The sequence below is a fragment of the Actinospica robiniae DSM 44927 genome (assembly GCF_000504285.1).
Taxonomy (GTDB): Bacteria; Actinomycetota; Actinomycetes; order Streptomycetales; family Catenulisporaceae; genus Actinospica; species Actinospica robiniae.
Genome location: NZ_KI632511.1, coordinates 3,789,914 through 3,804,792, shown reverse-complemented (window position 1 = coordinate 3,804,792; position 14,879 = coordinate 3,789,914). Strand labels below are relative to the sequence as shown.

The window sequence follows — 14,879 nt, the reverse complement described above, 5'->3', positions numbered from 1 at the left end:
TGGCCTAGGATCACCGCATGTCTTCCGCGAATCTTCCGGTGTTGACCATCGACGGCAGCCAGTTCGACGATCTGGAGGGCTTCGCCAGGGAGTTCTCGAAGCTGCTGTGCCACTACACGTGGCGTGGAAATCTCGATGCGTTCAACGACATCTTGCGCGGAGGCTTCGGCACGCCTGTGGGTGGGTTCGTCCTGCGCTGGCTCAACTCGGCGCGATCGCGCCACGTGCTCGGGTGGGAGGCGACCGCCGCGTGGTATGAGCAGCAGGTTCTTCCACACTGCCACCCGAGCAACCGTCAGCGGGTGCTGGACGAACTGGCCCTTGCGAAACGCGGCGAGGGGGAGACGCTTTTCGACCGCTTCATCGAGATCATTCAGGCCCACGGCCCTGGTGGTGAGGAATCCGACGATCGTGTGGTCTTGGAGCTCTGGTAACGCGGGTCGCCTTCGTGCTCGCCGGCTTCCGGATCGCCGGATCGCCGACGCTTCCCGTCACTCGGTCGGCAGCGGCTTGATCACCAGTTGGTAGGACTGCTGGACGAGCCCGTCGTCGTCGAGCAGGAGGAAGACCCTGGCAGCCCAGGCGCTCTCGCCCTGCTGGGCGGGATCGGCCAGGTGGATGGTGAAGCGGAGCATGTCGTCGTGCACGCTCAGGTCCTCGTCCCAACCCACGACGTACACCCCGCTTGCGATGAACGCCTCGTGCGCCTCCCTGACTCGCTCGGCCAGGCTCGCGCGTCCTTCGAAGCGCGTACCGTCGACGAACTCCACACCGTCGCCCGACCAGAGTTCGGCGACCGCCGCGCGCCGCTGCGCGTCGTCGGAGACGTTCCAGATGGCCAGATAGCGCTGCAGGACGGCGTTCTGCTCGGAGACGAACTCAGTGTGCTCCATGGTGATGTTCCCTTCTCGGTGTCGATCCCGGCGCTTCGGCCGTGGTCACAGCCTCGGGCGTGCCGTCGGGGCAGGGTCAAGCCGCGCCTGGACACGAAACCCTGCCTTTGTGGGAGGGATGGACAGGGCGTGGCGCAGAACCCTGCGTCAGTGGGAGGAGCGAGAATAGCGGGATGAGCGCGAACGATCCTGCGGTCTTGTCCATCGGGGACTTCTCCCGTGCGACACACCTGAGCGTCAAGATGCTGCGCCACTACCACCAGTTGGGCCTGCTCGAACCCGTCGAGGTGGATCCACAGACCGGCTACCGGCGCTACACGGTCGACCAGATCCCGGCGGCGCAGGTGATCGGGCGATTCCGGGCGCTGGAGATGCCGCTGGAGGAGATCCGCGAGATCATCAGCGCCTCGGACCTGGCCACGCGCAACGCCCGCATCGCCAACCACCTCGAACGCCTGGAGGACGAGCTCGGGCGCACCCAGCGTGCCGTCAGCACCCTGCGACGGCTGCTGGAGCCGCCTGCCACGCGGGACGGACAGGAGGTGCGCATCGAGTTGCTCAAGAAGCAGCCCACGCTCTCGGCCGCGATCACGGCGACCGTCGACGTCGCGGACGCGGCCGCGTGGTTCCGGGGTGCCCTGGGCGAGTTGTACGCGACCCTCGACGCGCAGCGGATCCCGGCCACGGGCCGCGCCGGCGGCGTGTACGCCGACGAGATATTCACCGAGCACCGCGGCGAGGCGACCGTGTTCGTGCCCTGCGAGCGGCCGGTCCGCCCGTTGGGGCGGGTCGTCTCCGCGACGATCCCGGCGGTTGAACTCGCCGTGATCGAACACGTCGGCCCGCTCAGCGAGGTCGACCGTTCCTACGGGCTGCTCGCCACGCATGTCGCACGCAATGCCCTGGCCGTAGCCGGGCCGTTGCGCGAGTACTACACCGTCGGAATGCATGACACGGCCGACGAAGCGCAGTGGCTCACCGAGGTGTGCTGGCCCGTTTTCCACACCGGCGGCTGACGCTGCGCCTGAGAAGCCATGCGCTACTGGTGATGGACCGGGTTGTAGAGCCCGGCGAAGGCGTTCTCGCGCAGCACTGCTTCGGCGCGGTCCCAGGTCCAGCCGCCCTCGACGACGAGAGCGCGCCAGCCGGCCGGGCCGAACCAGGACCAGAGGAGATCGGCGGTTTCCTTCGCCGGGTAGCGCGGGGGCGGTGTGAGCGTGTGGAGGTGCTGCGCCGCCGCGTGCATGGCCGCGCGGTAGTCGCGGGTCGCACGTTCCCAGAGGGCTGCGCCGTCCTCGTGGACGGGCAAGGCCATCCGTATAGCTTCATGCACGGCGAGTTGGGACTGGTTGCCCAGGCGGGTGCCTGCCGAGAGAGCCTCGATGATCTCGTACGGGTCATGCAGGTTGAGGAGGCGTTGCATGGCCTGCTCGTAGCGGGACTCGTCGATTCCGCGGTCGACGACGCGGTCCATGATCTCGCGCTTGCTGCCGACGCTGGCGAAGACGGTTTTGGGTGAGACGCCCGCGGCGGACGCGATGTCGGCGATGGTGACCAGGCCGTAGCCGCGGCTGCCGAACAGGTCGGCGGCGGCGAGCAGGATCGATTCGCGGGTCTGGGCGGCGGCCTTCTCGCGCAGGGGGGAGGCGTAGGGCCGACGGGTCGACATGGCCGCCAGTTTACCCGCGCGACGTCTTGGAGTCACGCGGAATAGATTAAATAGGCGCTGTGTTACCTTAATTGTGCGCCGCAGCCCGGCCCCCGCCACCTGCGGCCCGACACGACCGACTAGCGACCGCCGACTCACCTGGGAGCAAGCCATGGCTACCACCGCCACCGACAGTGCGATATCCCTCTTCAAGGTTCTGGAGACCGGCGACGCGGCGCTCGCCGCCGACGTCGTGGGCGAGGCGTTCCACAACCGGGAGGCGGTCAACGCTCCCGGCGCGGCCGCTCTGCCCGGGCCGGCAGGCGTGCTCGCGTCGGGCGCGTGGATGCGGTCGGCGTTCGCGGACTTGAGGTTCCCGATCCTCGGGACCGGCGTGGACGAGGAGCAGGGGCGGGTGTTCGTGCGGCTGCGGATGCAGGGGCGGCACGTCGGGCCGTTCGTCCTCTTCCGCGACGGGAAGCTCGACAAGGCCGTACCGCCGACCGGGCGCGAGATCGACTTCGAGCAGATCCATGTGCTGACCGTGCGGAACGGGAAGGTCGTGGGGCACGAGGCGGTGCGCGACGATGTCACCATGCTCGGCCAGCTCGGCGTGTTCCCCCCGCGTCCGGCGGTGGCCGGTCGTCTGGCCGCCTGGAAGCTGACCGGACGCGACCGGCGTGCCGCGGCCGCGGTGTCCGAGGCAGCATCCGCGGCGGCGTCCGTGCTCTGATTCGCGCACGGGTTCCCCGCCCGAGTTTACGAGGAGTCAGGCGACGCGGAAGCCCATGTCAACGCTTCGTCTTGCCGTGCTGGAAGTGCACGAACACGCGTCCGAAGTTGTCGGAATCCTTCTCCACACGGTGATAGAGCGCCTTGACGTCTTTGCGGTCGAGGTAGCGCAGCACGCGCTTCTTCAGCTGCCCCGAGCCTTTGCCGGGGATGATCTCCACCAGAGGGGCCTTCTTGGCGATGGCCTCGGCGATGATCGCATCCAGGGCCCGGTCGATCTCGGCTCCGTTGTTGTAGATCGCGTGCAGGTCGAGCTTGAGCTTCACATCCGGCCTCGTCTCGATCGGGCAGATCGCCCAGCCTGCCCGGCGGGTACCTGCTGCTTCGAAGGTACTCCCCGACACCCGCGCAGGGTGCGCCAAGATCCTCGTATCGACGCCCGCGGCGCGCGGGTCGCGCTCGCCGCCGGTATCGTCACGCGGGCTGTCCGGCGTGGCCGCCGATGCCGTGGAGCGCCGCGTCGGCGATCAGTTCGGGGGATGCCCCGTAACCGATCGCCGCGCTCATGCCGCAGATGATCGCCCGCACGTCCGCCTCGGTGACGTCGGGGCGGATGGCGCCGTTTGCGACGGCGCGGGCGTGGAAGCCGGTGAAGCGTTCGAGCAGCTCGGGGTTCGATCCGGGCCGTTGCGCGGAGGGCAGCTTCGCGATCATGCTGCGCAGGCCCGCGTCGGCCGAGAGCATCCGGGCGATCGAGCGCAGCAACGCGTCGAGCGCGATCGCGTCGTCGCCCTTCTGCCGGTATACGGCCTCGGCCTGCTCGAGGCATTCGTTCAGCGAGGCGCTGGCGACGTGACTGAGCAGGGATTCCTTGGATCCGAACACGCGGTAGACGGTGGCCACGCCGATTCCGGCGCGGGCGGCCACGTCGTCCATCTGCAGCGCCTCGCCCTTCTCCGAGAACAACGCCCTGGCCGCAGCCGTCGCGAGCTCCTTGTTGTGTTGTGCGTCAGCACGCATAGATCGTCTTCCCTTCGCGATCCATATCCGACCTGACCGCGGTCGCCCCTCCGCGGTCGGGATTGACCCTTGACAAGTGGAACTTGAGTTCCGGTAGAGTTCTAACTGGAACCCGAACCTTGGTTCCACTACCAGAGCCGATCCTACACGTGGCACGCCGTGTGTCGAGCGTCGTAATCCCACACGGCTTCGATGACTCGCGGCGGGACCCGATGGGGGAGATGACGATGGCCAGACTTGCGGTGGTGACCGGCGGCGGAACCGGCATCGGACGAGCGATCGCGGAGCGCTTCGCCGACGCCGGCGACGAGGTGATCGTGCTGGGACGCAGACCGGAACCGCTCGAGCAGGTCGCGGCGCGGTATCCGTCGGGCGCCGTGACGCCGTTGACCGCCGACCTCTCGGCGGCACAGGACGTGCTGCGGGTGGCGGAGGTCCTCGGCGGGCGCACCGTCGACGTGCTGGTGAACAGCGCGGGTGGCGTGGTCAAGGACGAACAGCCCGGGCTGACCGGTGCGTTCGAGGCGTGGGACCGGACCCTCGAGTCCAACCTCCTCGCGCCGATGATGCTGACCGAGGCCCTGTGGCCTTCGCTGCGCCGGCCGGGCGGCCGCGTGGTGAGCATCGGGTCGATCGCCGGGCAGCGCGGAGGCGGCGACGCGTATGGGGCTGCCAAGGCCGCGGTGGCGGCCTGGGGGTTCGGTCTGGCAGCGCGGGGCGGGCCTGACGGGATCACGGTCAACACGGTCGCGCCCGGCTACGTCGAGGACACCGAGTTCTTCAACGAACGTGGTCGGTCCGCCCGCCACGAACAACTGGTGGCGCAGACCCTGGTGGGCCGGGCCGGGCGTCCGGAGGACGTCGCCGCAGCGGTGTTCTTCCTCGCTTCCGCCGAGGCTTCGTTCATCACAGGCCAGGTGATCAGCGTGAACGGCGGCGCTCTACTCAGCCGCTGACCGATCCGACTGGCGCGAGTGGCGTGCGAGTCCGGTTCCCCTCAGGTTCGCCCGAAAGGCCCAACGGTGCCCACTCGGCGCGCAACGGCGCGGCGCTCGGGCGCCGCGGCGCTTATGTTCGGGCAGAGAGGTAACCCGAAGCCGCGTAGATCCGTCCGTCGGCGGCGTGCTTGTCGTGCGCCGACCTCGAGGAGGAGTAGCGCTGTGAGCAACGTGCCCGAGATCGTTCGCCGGGCGAAGGCGGTGGGTGTGTCGAACTTCCAGCCCGCACACCTAGAGCGGCTGCTCGAGCAGTCCAAACTGGTTCCGGCGGTCAACCAGATCGAGGTCCATCCGTATTTGACGCAGGACGAGGTCCGCACGTTCAACGCGGACCACGGGATCGCCACCGAAGCCTGGTCTCCGATCGCCCAGGGCGCCGTGCTCGGCGATCCGGCGGTGAAATCCGTGGCCGAGCGGGTTGGGCGCACGCCCGCGCAGGTCGTCTTGCGCTGGCACATCCAGCGTGGCGACATCGTCTTCCCGAAGTCGGTGACGCCGCAGCGGGTCAGGGAGAACTTCGAGCTGTTCGACTTCGAGCTCTCCGACCAGGACATGGCCGCCATCACCGGCTTGAACCGCAACGAGCGCAGGGGTTTCGATCCGGACACGTTCAATTCCGTGTCCTGATTCCGTCTGCGTCGCCACCCACCGTTGATCACAGACCACGTATATCGCAGGTTCCGGGTAACTCAGGCCCCTGGTCCGGGCGCGAGAGTAGAGGAACGAAGCCATGAACGACTCCACCGCGCAGTCCGCGGCTGTGAAGAAGGCCGAGCACGCCACGAGGGCCGCCGACGCGCTCGTCCTGTTCGGCATCACCGGCGATCTAGCCAAGAAGATGCTGCTGCCGGCCCTCTACCAGTTGGTGCGGGACGAGAAGTGGGACGTGCCGATCGTCGGCGTCACTCGCGGCGGCTGGAGTGTGGAGCGGCTGCGCGAGCACGCCCGCGACTCGGTCACCCAGAGCGGCGCCGTGGACGAGGAAGCCTTCGGGCGCTTCTCCGACCTGCTGGGGCTGGCCACCATCGACTACGACGACCCGTCCAGTTTCCGGAGCATCGCTGAGCAGATCAAGGGCTGCGAGTTCGTCGCCCACTACCTCGCGGTCCCGCCGCAGCTGTACGCGAAGGCGGCCGCCTGTCTGGCCGCCGTGGACCTGGCCGATAACGCGCGGCTAGTGGTGGAGAAGCCGTTCGGGCACGACCTGGAGTCCGCCCGCGCGCTCCAAGGGGAGCTCGCCAAGCACTTTCCGGAGGACCGGATCCGCCGGGTGGACCACTACCTCGGCAAGGACGCGGTCGAGGACCTGCTGACGATCCGCTTTGCCAACAACATGCTGCGTGCGCTGATGTACCGCGACCACGTGAGCTCCGTGCAGGTGACGATGGCAGAGAACTTCGACGTCGCGGACCGCGGCGGTTTCTACGACGCGACCGGCGCGCTGCGCGACGTGGTGCAGAACCACATGCTGCAGATGCTCGCCTACCTCGTCATGGAATCGCCGCGTACCGATGCGCCCGAGGACATTCTCGACGAGCGCGCCCGAGCGTTGCGTGCCGTCCGGACCGTGCAGCGCGCGGATCTCGTACGTGGGCAGTACGAGGGATTCCAGGACGTGCAAGGGGTACGGCCGGTTTCGACCACTGAGACCTACGCCGCGCTGCGCACGTATGTCGACAGCGACCGCTGGTCCGGCGTGCCTTTCGTGCTGCGTACCGGCAAAGCCCTGACCGCCTCGGCCACCGAGATCCTCGTCGAGCTGAACAAGGTCTCGCCGGACTCCTACTACACTGCGTGCTCGCAGGACGCGGCACCGAACCTGATCCGCTTCCGCATCAGCCCGGATGCCGGCGTCACCTTCGATCTGCTCGCCCAGCACGAGGGCAACGCACAGCGGGTGGATCCGGTGTCGGCGACCGTCGACTTCACCCATCTGACCGGCAGCGGTACCGCCGCCTACCGGCTGGTGCTCGGCGACGCCGTCAGCGGGGATCCGCGGCGGTTCACCCGGATGGACATGGTCGAGGAGTCCTGGCGCATCGTCGAGGAGATCCTCGACTCCGACGTCATGCCGAGCGTCTATCGCGTCGGCAGCTGGGGCCCGGCCGAGGCCGACGCGCTGACCGAGGGCGGCTGGTACCTGCCGAGCGTCGCGCGCGCCACGGACGAGTCGTGAGCAGTTGAGGTCTTCGAACACTGGCGGGAGGGAGGTCGATAGACTCTGCCGCTGCGGGCGAACGCGCGGGGAGGGTTACGACCTGCACATTACGCGGGCCGGGCTGTGGACACGCAGCGCGGAGTATCCGATTTCCCGACAGGAGTCGCCGGGGCGTGGAAGTCGCTGCTGGACTGGGAGGACTGCAAAGACGAGGGGTCAACCGCGCTCCAGGCACTGCAGGCTTTCCGGGCGATGGCCGCACGCCCGGTCGCAACCTGGGACGTGCCCGCAGCAGACGTGCTGTTCTACGGGTACGGGACGCGCATGTTCTATGGTGAGACGACGTTCACGGTGCGCACGGCCCGCTGGTTCGCCCAACCTGATACCGCCGGCGGTGGGCTTGTCCAGGTCGAGTGCGAGGTGGCGTATCGGCCGACGCCCGAACTTCTCGAGGTTCGCTCGTTCCTCGAATGGGAGGCCGCCGGGGCTTCGGAGGCGCGTGATGCCTGGCTCGCGGATATCGGCGAGCGCCCGGAGTGGGCACTGTTCGACCGCTTGGTTCCTTGGGATCTGCGGCTTGGCGGTGATGCCGTCTACAACAGGAGAATTGCCGCGGCACGCCGAGGTGGTGCGTCGGTGTGAGTCCGGGCTCGAGCGCGATGGCTTGAGGTCGTCCAGTGAGGCGTACCTAGTCTGCCGGGGCGCTGTGCGCGGCAACGCAGGTCGTCGGTCGCGGTGATGCTGGCTGCGAGCGGGAGGCTAGCCCCCGGTCGAGGCAACCCATCATCCACGCGAAACTCGATTCTTGACTGTCCTGCCGCCGGAATCCCTGTCCGAGCTCGAGCAACGCGAATCCATGGAAGACGCAGCGCAGCAGGCGCAGCGCGTGCACCATGTCGTCCTCGCCCAACCGGTAGCCGCGTAGCACCGCGGTCATGACCTCGATGATCCGGTTGCCGGCGCACAGAAGCGGGTCGTTCGGACCGGTGGATTTCTCGCCGATGGTCGCCGCATAGCGGCCGGGGTGGGCGAGCGCGTAGTCACGTAGGGCCCTGATGAGGGCTGCCAGCGCGTCGGGTCCGGACAGGCCGTGCACGGCCACGCGCACCGACCGGTCGAGCTCGGTGATCGCGAGCGTCGCAATGCCGTGCTGCAGTTCCGCGAGCCCGGCCACGTGCTTGTAGAGCGACGGCGGGCGAACGCCGAGCCGCTGGGCCAGCGGGGCCATCGCCAGGGCGGCAAAGCCGACGTCATCAGCGAGTGCGGCACCCTCGGCGATGACCTCGGCTTTGCTCAACCCGGTCCTAGGCACCGACTCGTCCGTTGAGAAACTCGACGATCAGCGCTGCGACTCGGTCGGCGGAGTCGACGTGCGGGTAGTGCCCGGAGCCCTCGACCATTGCCAGCCGACCCGCACCCGCGGGCATCTTGGCGACGATGGCCTCGCCTTCGGCTCGCGGGTCCGCGAAGTCCGGGTCGGCGTCGCCCATGATGATCAGCGCCGGGCACTTGACGTTCGGCAATTGTGCTTCAGCGTCCGCGGGAGTGGACTTGGACGTCTTGATGAACTCGGCCATCCGCCCCGGCTCGCGCAGGTTCGCGGTCATCGCGGCGATGTCCTCGGCGTAGTCGGCGGGCTTGATCGGGTAGGCCACGTCGAGATAGTGCCGCCAGATCCGCAGGCTCTTGAAGAGCGCGGTGCCCGTCAGGGCGATCGCACCCCTGCGGTAGCGCCGCACCGTGAACAGCGCAGCGAGGTCCGCGTGCTGCACCTGGGTGAAGGGGTTGACCTCCACGACGGCGCTGACCAGTTCGGGGGCTGTGGCGGCCGCGATGGTGGCTGCCCCGCCGGAGATCGAGTGCCCGACGATCACGGCGGGGCCGCCGAGATGGCGGATCAGATCGAGCAGGTCACCGGCGACGTCGGTGCGCGAGATCGCCTGGCCGCCGTTGTAAGAGGTCCAGCCCATGCTCGACTCGCCGTGGCCGCGGATGTCCATGCGCGCCACCCGGTAGCCGGCGGCCGCCAGCAGCGGCGCGAGGTGGCGGTAGACCGTGCGCTGGTTGCCGATGCCGGGCGCCAGCACGATGAGCGGCCCGGTTCCGGTGACGTCATAGGCGAGGGCGCCGCCGGCGGTCTTCAGGTGCTGAGTCTGGGTCATCTTGGTCTCCTGGTGGGACGGTCTCGGCTACTGCTGATAGCTCAAAAGCTACTCGCATTAGCTTTCGCTGTCAAGGCCGGCCCTGGAGTTCGCATCGGTGCTGGCCGGCGGCTCCGCCCGGGCCACGGCGCGGCCGGCTGGACCGTCATGTCAGCTTCTTGAGTTCCGCTCGGCGCGTGAGTTGCTCCACGAACGAGCGGAAATCCGGGGCGAGCACTGCTTTCGTTCCGAGTTCAACGTCGAACCAGCCGACTGACGGCTCACCGTGGTCGCCGACATCGATCGGATCGCATGCGTGCATGCGCGCCGACTTGGGCTCGGCGCTGTCACGCGGCCGTCCCGGGCGAACGCGACCATCGACGGAGTGGTGCGGGCTCCCTCGGCATTCGGAATGATGAGCGTTCGAGCGGGAGCCGCGGAATCAGGGCCCGTCTATGCCAGTGAGAGAGCTGATGAAGACGGGTGGTGCTTGAGTTTCATATGCTCACTGACGTGGTTTGTGCGGTGGGTACACAGCCCGCCGCGAGTCCTGGAGGCGAGTGAGGGCTGTGGGGTGCCGACTGTCGTCTCGGTTTGAGCGGACGGCCCGCGTGGGATCGCTTGACGTGAGAGCATCGGTCACACGGTAGGCGACGCAGGGTGGGGGCATGCCGAGGACGCAGGGCATTCAGCCGCGCAGGGAGATCATCGAAGTCTGGCAGGCGCTGGCCCGCCACGTGTACGCCGACCGACGGTGGCGGTGGGACGGTGTGGTCGCCGGCAACTCCGTCAGCGATGCCGAACTCCTTCTCTGCATTCTGCTTCCGGCTACCGCGATACCCGAACTCGCCTTGTCGGATCCGAACGACACCTCAGAGGATGTGCTCGCGGCTCTGGCGCCGCTCGGTGACAGCACCCAGATACCTCGAAGCATTGTCCAGGCCCTCGAGGAGTTCTGCGAGCGATATACGCTGCCGGATGGCGCGGCCGACTTCTCGGCCGGCCCTCTTCTCGCCCTCGCCGACTTCGGCACGGCCCTGACACGGCAACAGCGCGAGATTGAGCTGACCGCTTCGCACGCGATTTCTGTACACCTGTGCATCGCCGCGCTCGCGTTCACCACGACCTACCGGTCCTCCGCGGCCCGCGGCGTGATGGCCGCTCGTGTCGACCGTCTCATCTTGCGGATCAGCAGCCGGCTCACCCAAGCCCTCGTCGGCCTGCTCCGCAGCTTCTGCATGAATCCCATCGAGCCCGACTCCAGCGAGGGCCAGGACCTCTTCGCGATGCTCGATCAGGGCAGCGCCACCAGGTACGAGCTGATCACGAGGTTCAACGACGAGATGGCGGTGGTGCGCGCGCGCCTGAGCGAGGCACGTCTCGGCGTCGCCCGGTTCGAGGAGCTCGACAACCCCAACCTGCTGTTCGAGCTGGGATGGACCTGGGGGGTGGCCGATTCCGCCCCGCGCATCGAGTTGTACGAGGACGGCGAGAGGTCGGCTTCAATCCAGCGCGAGGGGCTCGCGCAATCCACGCCCGACCTGCACTTCACCATGGAGGTGCTGGACGCCATCGGTCAGCTCGAATCGGAATCCACCCGCGTGCTCGGTCTTCTCGACCCCGAGCAGGAGAGGTTGGCCAATGCTCTGCTCATTCGCCGTGATCTGTGCCGGCTGTACTGGTCGACGCTGGCGCGGTTCGACGAGGAGTACTGGCCGGTCGAGGACATTCCCTGGCGTGCGACAGACGGAGTGGAGTCCGACTACTTCACGCTGCTCATGTGCGGTGTCGTCATCGGCGACGTCCGTATCCGCGCCGCGAACGAGGACGATGTGGCAAGGCTCGTACCCCTGCTCGAGGAGTTGGCGGAGCGCTCGCGCATCACTCGTCGTCCGCTGCGTGGGGACCAGGCTCTCGACCTGCACCATCCTGGTATCGGCCTCGCTCTGCCCGGCCGCTGGGAGCCGGACGGCGAGGAGCCGCGCTGGCGGGTGACCGATTTCGCCGCCGCCCTGCTCAAGCGGACGGTTGAACTGGCCGGGCTGACCGCGAGCACGACGGTGCGCGACCAGCTCTTCCAGCACGCCGCGAATATCTGGGGCCATCTCCGTGCCCGTAGTTTCACCGGAGGCCCGGCGCTGGGCCTGTGGGACGACCCGGGCCGGGTCTTCCCCGAGCTGCCTCCAGCCGAGTCGGCGGCTCCGTCCCTGGCCGCGACTTATCACGTGGTGGACGCGCTGGTCGCCACCTGGTCGGCGCAGGCGACCCGGGTCAGCCGCGCTTCCGGGCTCGGGAGTATGGCGGAGGCGATGGTCAGTGAAGCCGGAGACCTGCTCAACCAGGAGCTCATCCGCGCCGCAGCTCTCAGCACCCCGTTCCAGAGCGCTCTGCAGGAACTGCAATCGGCGGTGAACCGGGCGAAGGACCTGGTCGACGGCCAGCCGGCCAGCGCGATCGCCCTCGTGGTCACGGTGCTGCACGAGTTGGACATGATCGGCATGGCGCGTGCCGACGCGTCCCGGGCGGTTTGACCGGGATGCTCGTGTTCTGCCTCTCCGCGCAGGGGGGTGTCGGTACCACGGTGACCGCCGCCAACCTCGCTTATCACAGTTCCCTGACGGGCGTGAGCACGTGCCTGGTGGATCTCGGCTTCCCGTCACCCGCTGCCGACCTGGTCTTCGACATCGAGCCGGGCCTGCGGCACAGGCTGCGGGACCGGGGCCTGAACGCTTACCTGTACGGTCGGGCCGCCGAGCCGCTCGGCATCGATGTCTGGGCGAACACCGAACGGCGCAGCCTCGACCGCCTGCTCGGGGCGGGCGCGATGGTCTTGTACTCCTCTGCGGGCGAGGCGCTGATCCAGATCACGGATAGCGAGGTCAGCCGGTTCGCCGACTTCCTGTTCCGCCTCGAGGAGACCTTCGACGTCTCCTTCGTGGACCTCGGCCCCGGCCGGTCCGCCCTGATCGAGTTGGCCTTGCTCTCCGTCGCCGTTCCTTATCTGCGCTCGGCCAGGACGCGGTGGCTGGTCTTCCACCGATGGTCCCGATACGAGGTGCTGAGTACGGCCCAGTACGTCTTCGGTGACCACGGGCTGGTCAGAACGGGCATCGCCTGCGGCCTGGATTCCGCAGAACTCGAAGCGTCGCTCGAGTACGTCCGTGTCGCGGCCGCCGATCTGGACGCGGGGATCGCGGCGTCCCTGCGTCCCGCGCAGTTGGCCTGGCAGCTCGAGATGGACCGCGACCTCGAGCGGTTGGCTTCACTGCACCGTATCGGCCGGGACGTCCGGCTCGGTTCGATCCCGCAGGAGCCGGTGCTGCTGCGGCGCGAGCAGCTGATCACCTCGCGCGACGTGTACGCGATCGGCGTCGCGAATCAGCAGACTCTCTACGCCTATCGACACCTGGCGTCGATGTTGCGATTCGCGCGATTCAGGGACGAGGAGAGGTAACCGAGATGCTCACCGAGCCCAGGCGCGCTCTGCTCGAGATCTGGCGTCACACCGCGGTAGCCGTGTTCCGGGACGGGGCGTGGAACTGGGGTGTGCGGGAGGAACGCGACTCGATCCGGGACGCGCAGTTGCTGCTGTGCCTGCTACGCCCCTCGGGTGCGCTCAAGGATCTGCGACTGGACGACCCCAATGGAATCCAGGACGACGCGCTCTCGGCGTTGCGCGCGATGGGCGACAGCATGACCATCCCGCGGCGCCTCGCGGCGGCGCTGGACGAATACCTCACCGAATACGCTGACGACGAGGGCACACCGGTCTTCTCTTCGCACACCTCGCTGGAGACGGAAGAGGGCAGGCCGCTCACCCGCGAGCAGGCGGTACCCGCTCTGGTGGAGGCCTATGCCGTCTCGGTGCATCTGTGCCTGTCGGCGCTCGACTTCCTGCAGGCGTTCGATTCGGCGTCCCTGCGTCTGGACGCGCGCCACGAGGTCCGGCACCAGGCGGCCAGGGTCCAGACGTCGGCGCGGATCCGGCTCGACGCCGCGCTCCAAGGGCTGCACCGGTGCTTCGTCGTGCGGACTCACGCAGTGGAGAGCGACGAGGCGCAGGCCGTCCTGCGTGTGCTGGCCGTGCCCTCGGTCGCCCGGGTACAGCGCCTGTCCGCTCTGGCGGAACAATTGCGGGGTATCCGGGCGGCGCTGGTCGACATCCGGCCGGACGATGACGACCTGCGCGATCTGGACAACGAGCGCTTCCTGTTCGAATGCGGCTGGGCTTGGGGCGAAGGTGGCGGGGTTGCGGATAAGCGGGCCGAAGATGCCGGTGTTCCGGATCTGCACGCCACGGTGGCCGTCACCGCGGCTGTCAGGGAACTGTCGTCGCAGCGCACCCGCGTGCTCGGCCTTCTCGACCCGGAGCAGCAGGCACTCGTCCAGGGCCTGCAGGTGCGTGCGGATCTCACCCGGCGCTTCTGGTCCACGCTGGCCCGCTTCGGGAACGCGTCCTGGCCGCTCGAGGCCGTGCCCTGGACCGCGTCCGACGGCGAGTCCTCCGAGTACTTCAGCCTGCTGATCGCCACGCTCACGCTGGAGGACCTCGTGGAACGCCGCGCGCCGGACGAGGAGCTGGCCCGGATGATCCCCGTGCTCGAGGAGCTGGCGGTTCTCGGCCGGATCTCGCGGCGGGCGAACCGGCCGGACGATCCGCAGATCCAGCTGCACGCCCCGGGTCTGCCGGTGTCCCTGGCCGGCAGCGACGCCTTCGGCCCGGCGCTGGTGCTGCGCATGCGGGACTACGCCGCGCTCCTGCTCGACGCGGCCATCGTCGCGGCGACGGCGACGCGGGACCTGCGCTCCAGGGACCGGCTGACCGCGCTCGCCGACCAGATCTTCGAGCACTTCGGCCGTCGGGTCCATCAGTGGGGCCCGATGAGCGGGCTGTGGGATGCGCCGTTGCAGCCGTTCTCCGGACCCGAACCGCCGACCGACCCCCGCGGGCTGCCGATCTCGTGGGCCATGACCGCCCGCGTCGTGGACGCCCATCTGCAGGCCGCTGCGATGCTGGTCGCCCCGCCGTTGCGCAGCTCACGGGTCGCGGAGGTGGCCGCGGACCTGCTCAGCGAGGCCGAGCACATGCTGAGCCGGGAACAGCTCGTCGTGCCGTCCGTGTCCAACCCGCTGCAGGAGGAGCTGCAGGGGATCGCCGACGCACTCGCGCTCGCTCGCGCGCAGTTGGAGGAGCGGCCCGGTGTCGCCCAAGCGGAAGCGCTCGAGGTGTTGCGTCGGCTGCACAAGCTTGAGATCGCCCGTCGCGACGCCGCACCACGCGGCTGAGCC

The 14,879-nt window shown here is 68.5% G+C and carries 16 protein-coding genes and 1 pseudogene; 10 read left to right on the top strand and 7 right to left on the bottom strand.

Features of this window, described 5'->3' with window-relative positions; genetic code table 11:
• The first annotated feature begins 17 nt into the window (after positions 1 to 17).
• Positions 18 to 434, top strand: a complete 417-nt coding sequence (locus ACTRO_RS16085; protein WP_034263900.1) for a barstar family protein — start codon at positions 18 to 20, stop codon at positions 432 to 434.
• Between the two features lie 57 nt (positions 435 to 491).
• On the opposite strand, the gene ACTRO_RS16080 is transcribed toward ACTRO_RS16085, so the two are convergent.
• Positions 492 to 893, bottom strand: a complete 402-nt coding sequence (locus ACTRO_RS16080; RefSeq protein ID WP_034263898.1) for a hypothetical protein — start codon at positions 891 to 893, stop codon at positions 492 to 494.
• 173 nt (positions 894 to 1,066) lie between these two features.
• On the opposite strand from ACTRO_RS16080, the gene ACTRO_RS16075 reads away from it, so the two are divergent.
• Entirely contained in the window at positions 1,067 to 1,909 is an 843-nt protein-coding gene (locus ACTRO_RS16075; protein WP_034263895.1) for a MerR family transcriptional regulator, read from the top strand.
• Positions 1,910 to 1,932: 23 nt separating this feature from the next.
• Here ACTRO_RS16075 and ACTRO_RS16070 read toward each other — a convergent pair whose 3' ends face one another.
• Positions 1,933 to 2,562, bottom strand: coding sequence for a TetR/AcrR family transcriptional regulator (locus ACTRO_RS16070; RefSeq protein ID WP_034263894.1), 630 nt, complete (start codon positions 2,560 to 2,562; stop codon positions 1,933 to 1,935).
• A gap of 151 nt (positions 2,563 to 2,713) precedes the next feature.
• On the opposite strand from ACTRO_RS16070, the gene ACTRO_RS16065 reads away from it, so the two are divergent.
• Positions 2,714 to 3,274: an ester cyclase gene (locus tag ACTRO_RS16065; protein ID WP_034263892.1), complete on the top strand. Its 561-nt coding sequence runs from the start codon at positions 2,714 to 2,716 to the stop codon at positions 3,272 to 3,274.
• A 58-nt stretch (positions 3,275 to 3,332) separates the two neighbouring features.
• On the opposite strand, the gene ACTRO_RS16060 is transcribed toward ACTRO_RS16065, so the two are convergent.
• Together ACTRO_RS16060 and ACTRO_RS16055 are read right to left on the bottom strand one after the other, a co-directional pair.
• Positions 3,333 to 3,599 (bottom strand): Smr/MutS family protein, encoded by a 267-nt coding sequence (locus ACTRO_RS16060; protein WP_034263891.1) that lies wholly within the window; start codon positions 3,597 to 3,599, stop codon positions 3,333 to 3,335.
• Between the two features lie 148 nt (positions 3,600 to 3,747).
• Positions 3,748 to 4,293 (bottom strand): TetR/AcrR family transcriptional regulator, encoded by a 546-nt coding sequence (locus ACTRO_RS16055; RefSeq protein ID WP_034263889.1) that lies wholly within the window; start codon positions 4,291 to 4,293, stop codon positions 3,748 to 3,750.
• 212 nt (positions 4,294 to 4,505) lie between these two features.
• On the opposite strand from ACTRO_RS16055, the gene ACTRO_RS16050 reads away from it, so the two are divergent.
• From ACTRO_RS16050 to ACTRO_RS16035, 4 genes and pseudogenes are all read left to right on the top strand, one after another.
• On the top strand, positions 4,506 to 5,249 hold the full coding sequence (locus tag ACTRO_RS16050) for an SDR family oxidoreductase (RefSeq protein ID WP_034263887.1): 744 nt from the start codon (positions 4,506 to 4,508) through the stop codon (positions 5,247 to 5,249).
• A 231-nt stretch (positions 5,250 to 5,480) separates the two neighbouring features.
• Positions 5,481 to 5,918, top strand: a pseudogene (locus ACTRO_RS16045) (aldo/keto reductase); the annotation flags it as partial.
• Between the two features lie 103 nt (positions 5,919 to 6,021).
• Entirely contained in the window at positions 6,022 to 7,467 is a 1,446-nt protein-coding gene (zwf, locus tag ACTRO_RS16040; RefSeq protein ID WP_051450920.1) for a glucose-6-phosphate dehydrogenase, read from the top strand.
• 105 nt (positions 7,468 to 7,572) lie between these two features.
• Positions 7,573 to 8,091: a hypothetical protein gene (locus ACTRO_RS16035; RefSeq protein WP_034263885.1), complete on the top strand. Its 519-nt coding sequence runs from the start codon at positions 7,573 to 7,575 to the stop codon at positions 8,089 to 8,091.
• A 46-nt stretch (positions 8,092 to 8,137) separates the two neighbouring features.
• On the opposite strand, the gene ACTRO_RS16030 is transcribed toward ACTRO_RS16035, so the two are convergent.
• The 3 genes from ACTRO_RS16030 to ACTRO_RS48110 form a co-directional block, all read right to left on the bottom strand.
• Positions 8,138 to 8,746, bottom strand: a complete 609-nt coding sequence (locus ACTRO_RS16030; protein WP_245594389.1) for a TetR/AcrR family transcriptional regulator — start codon at positions 8,744 to 8,746, stop codon at positions 8,138 to 8,140.
• 7 nt (positions 8,747 to 8,753) lie between these two features.
• Entirely contained in the window at positions 8,754 to 9,611 is an 858-nt protein-coding gene (locus ACTRO_RS16025) for an alpha/beta fold hydrolase (protein WP_034263884.1), read from the bottom strand.
• 145 nt (positions 9,612 to 9,756) lie between these two features.
• Positions 9,757 to 9,912 (bottom strand): hypothetical protein, encoded by a 156-nt coding sequence (locus ACTRO_RS48110; RefSeq protein ID WP_211244277.1) that lies wholly within the window; start codon positions 9,910 to 9,912, stop codon positions 9,757 to 9,759.
• A gap of 346 nt (positions 9,913 to 10,258) precedes the next feature.
• Between ACTRO_RS48110 and ACTRO_RS16020 the strand changes: the two genes are divergently transcribed.
• From ACTRO_RS16020 to ACTRO_RS16010, 3 genes are read left to right on the top strand one after another with little or no spacing between them, the layout of a single operon-like run.
• Positions 10,259 to 12,121, top strand: coding sequence for an SCO2524 family protein (locus tag ACTRO_RS16020; protein ID WP_034263882.1), 1,863 nt, complete (start codon positions 10,259 to 10,261; stop codon positions 12,119 to 12,121).
• 5 nt (positions 12,122 to 12,126) lie between these two features.
• Complete coding sequence (locus ACTRO_RS16015) at positions 12,127 to 13,044, top strand: SCO2523 family variant P-loop protein (RefSeq protein WP_034275092.1); 918 nt, start codon at positions 12,127 to 12,129, stop codon at positions 13,042 to 13,044.
• Between the two features lie 5 nt (positions 13,045 to 13,049).
• A complete protein-coding gene (locus ACTRO_RS16010; RefSeq protein ID WP_034263880.1) occupies positions 13,050 to 14,876 on the top strand; it encodes an SCO2524 family protein in 1,827 nt (608 codons plus the stop codon).
• Positions 14,877 to 14,879: the final 3 nt, after the last annotated feature.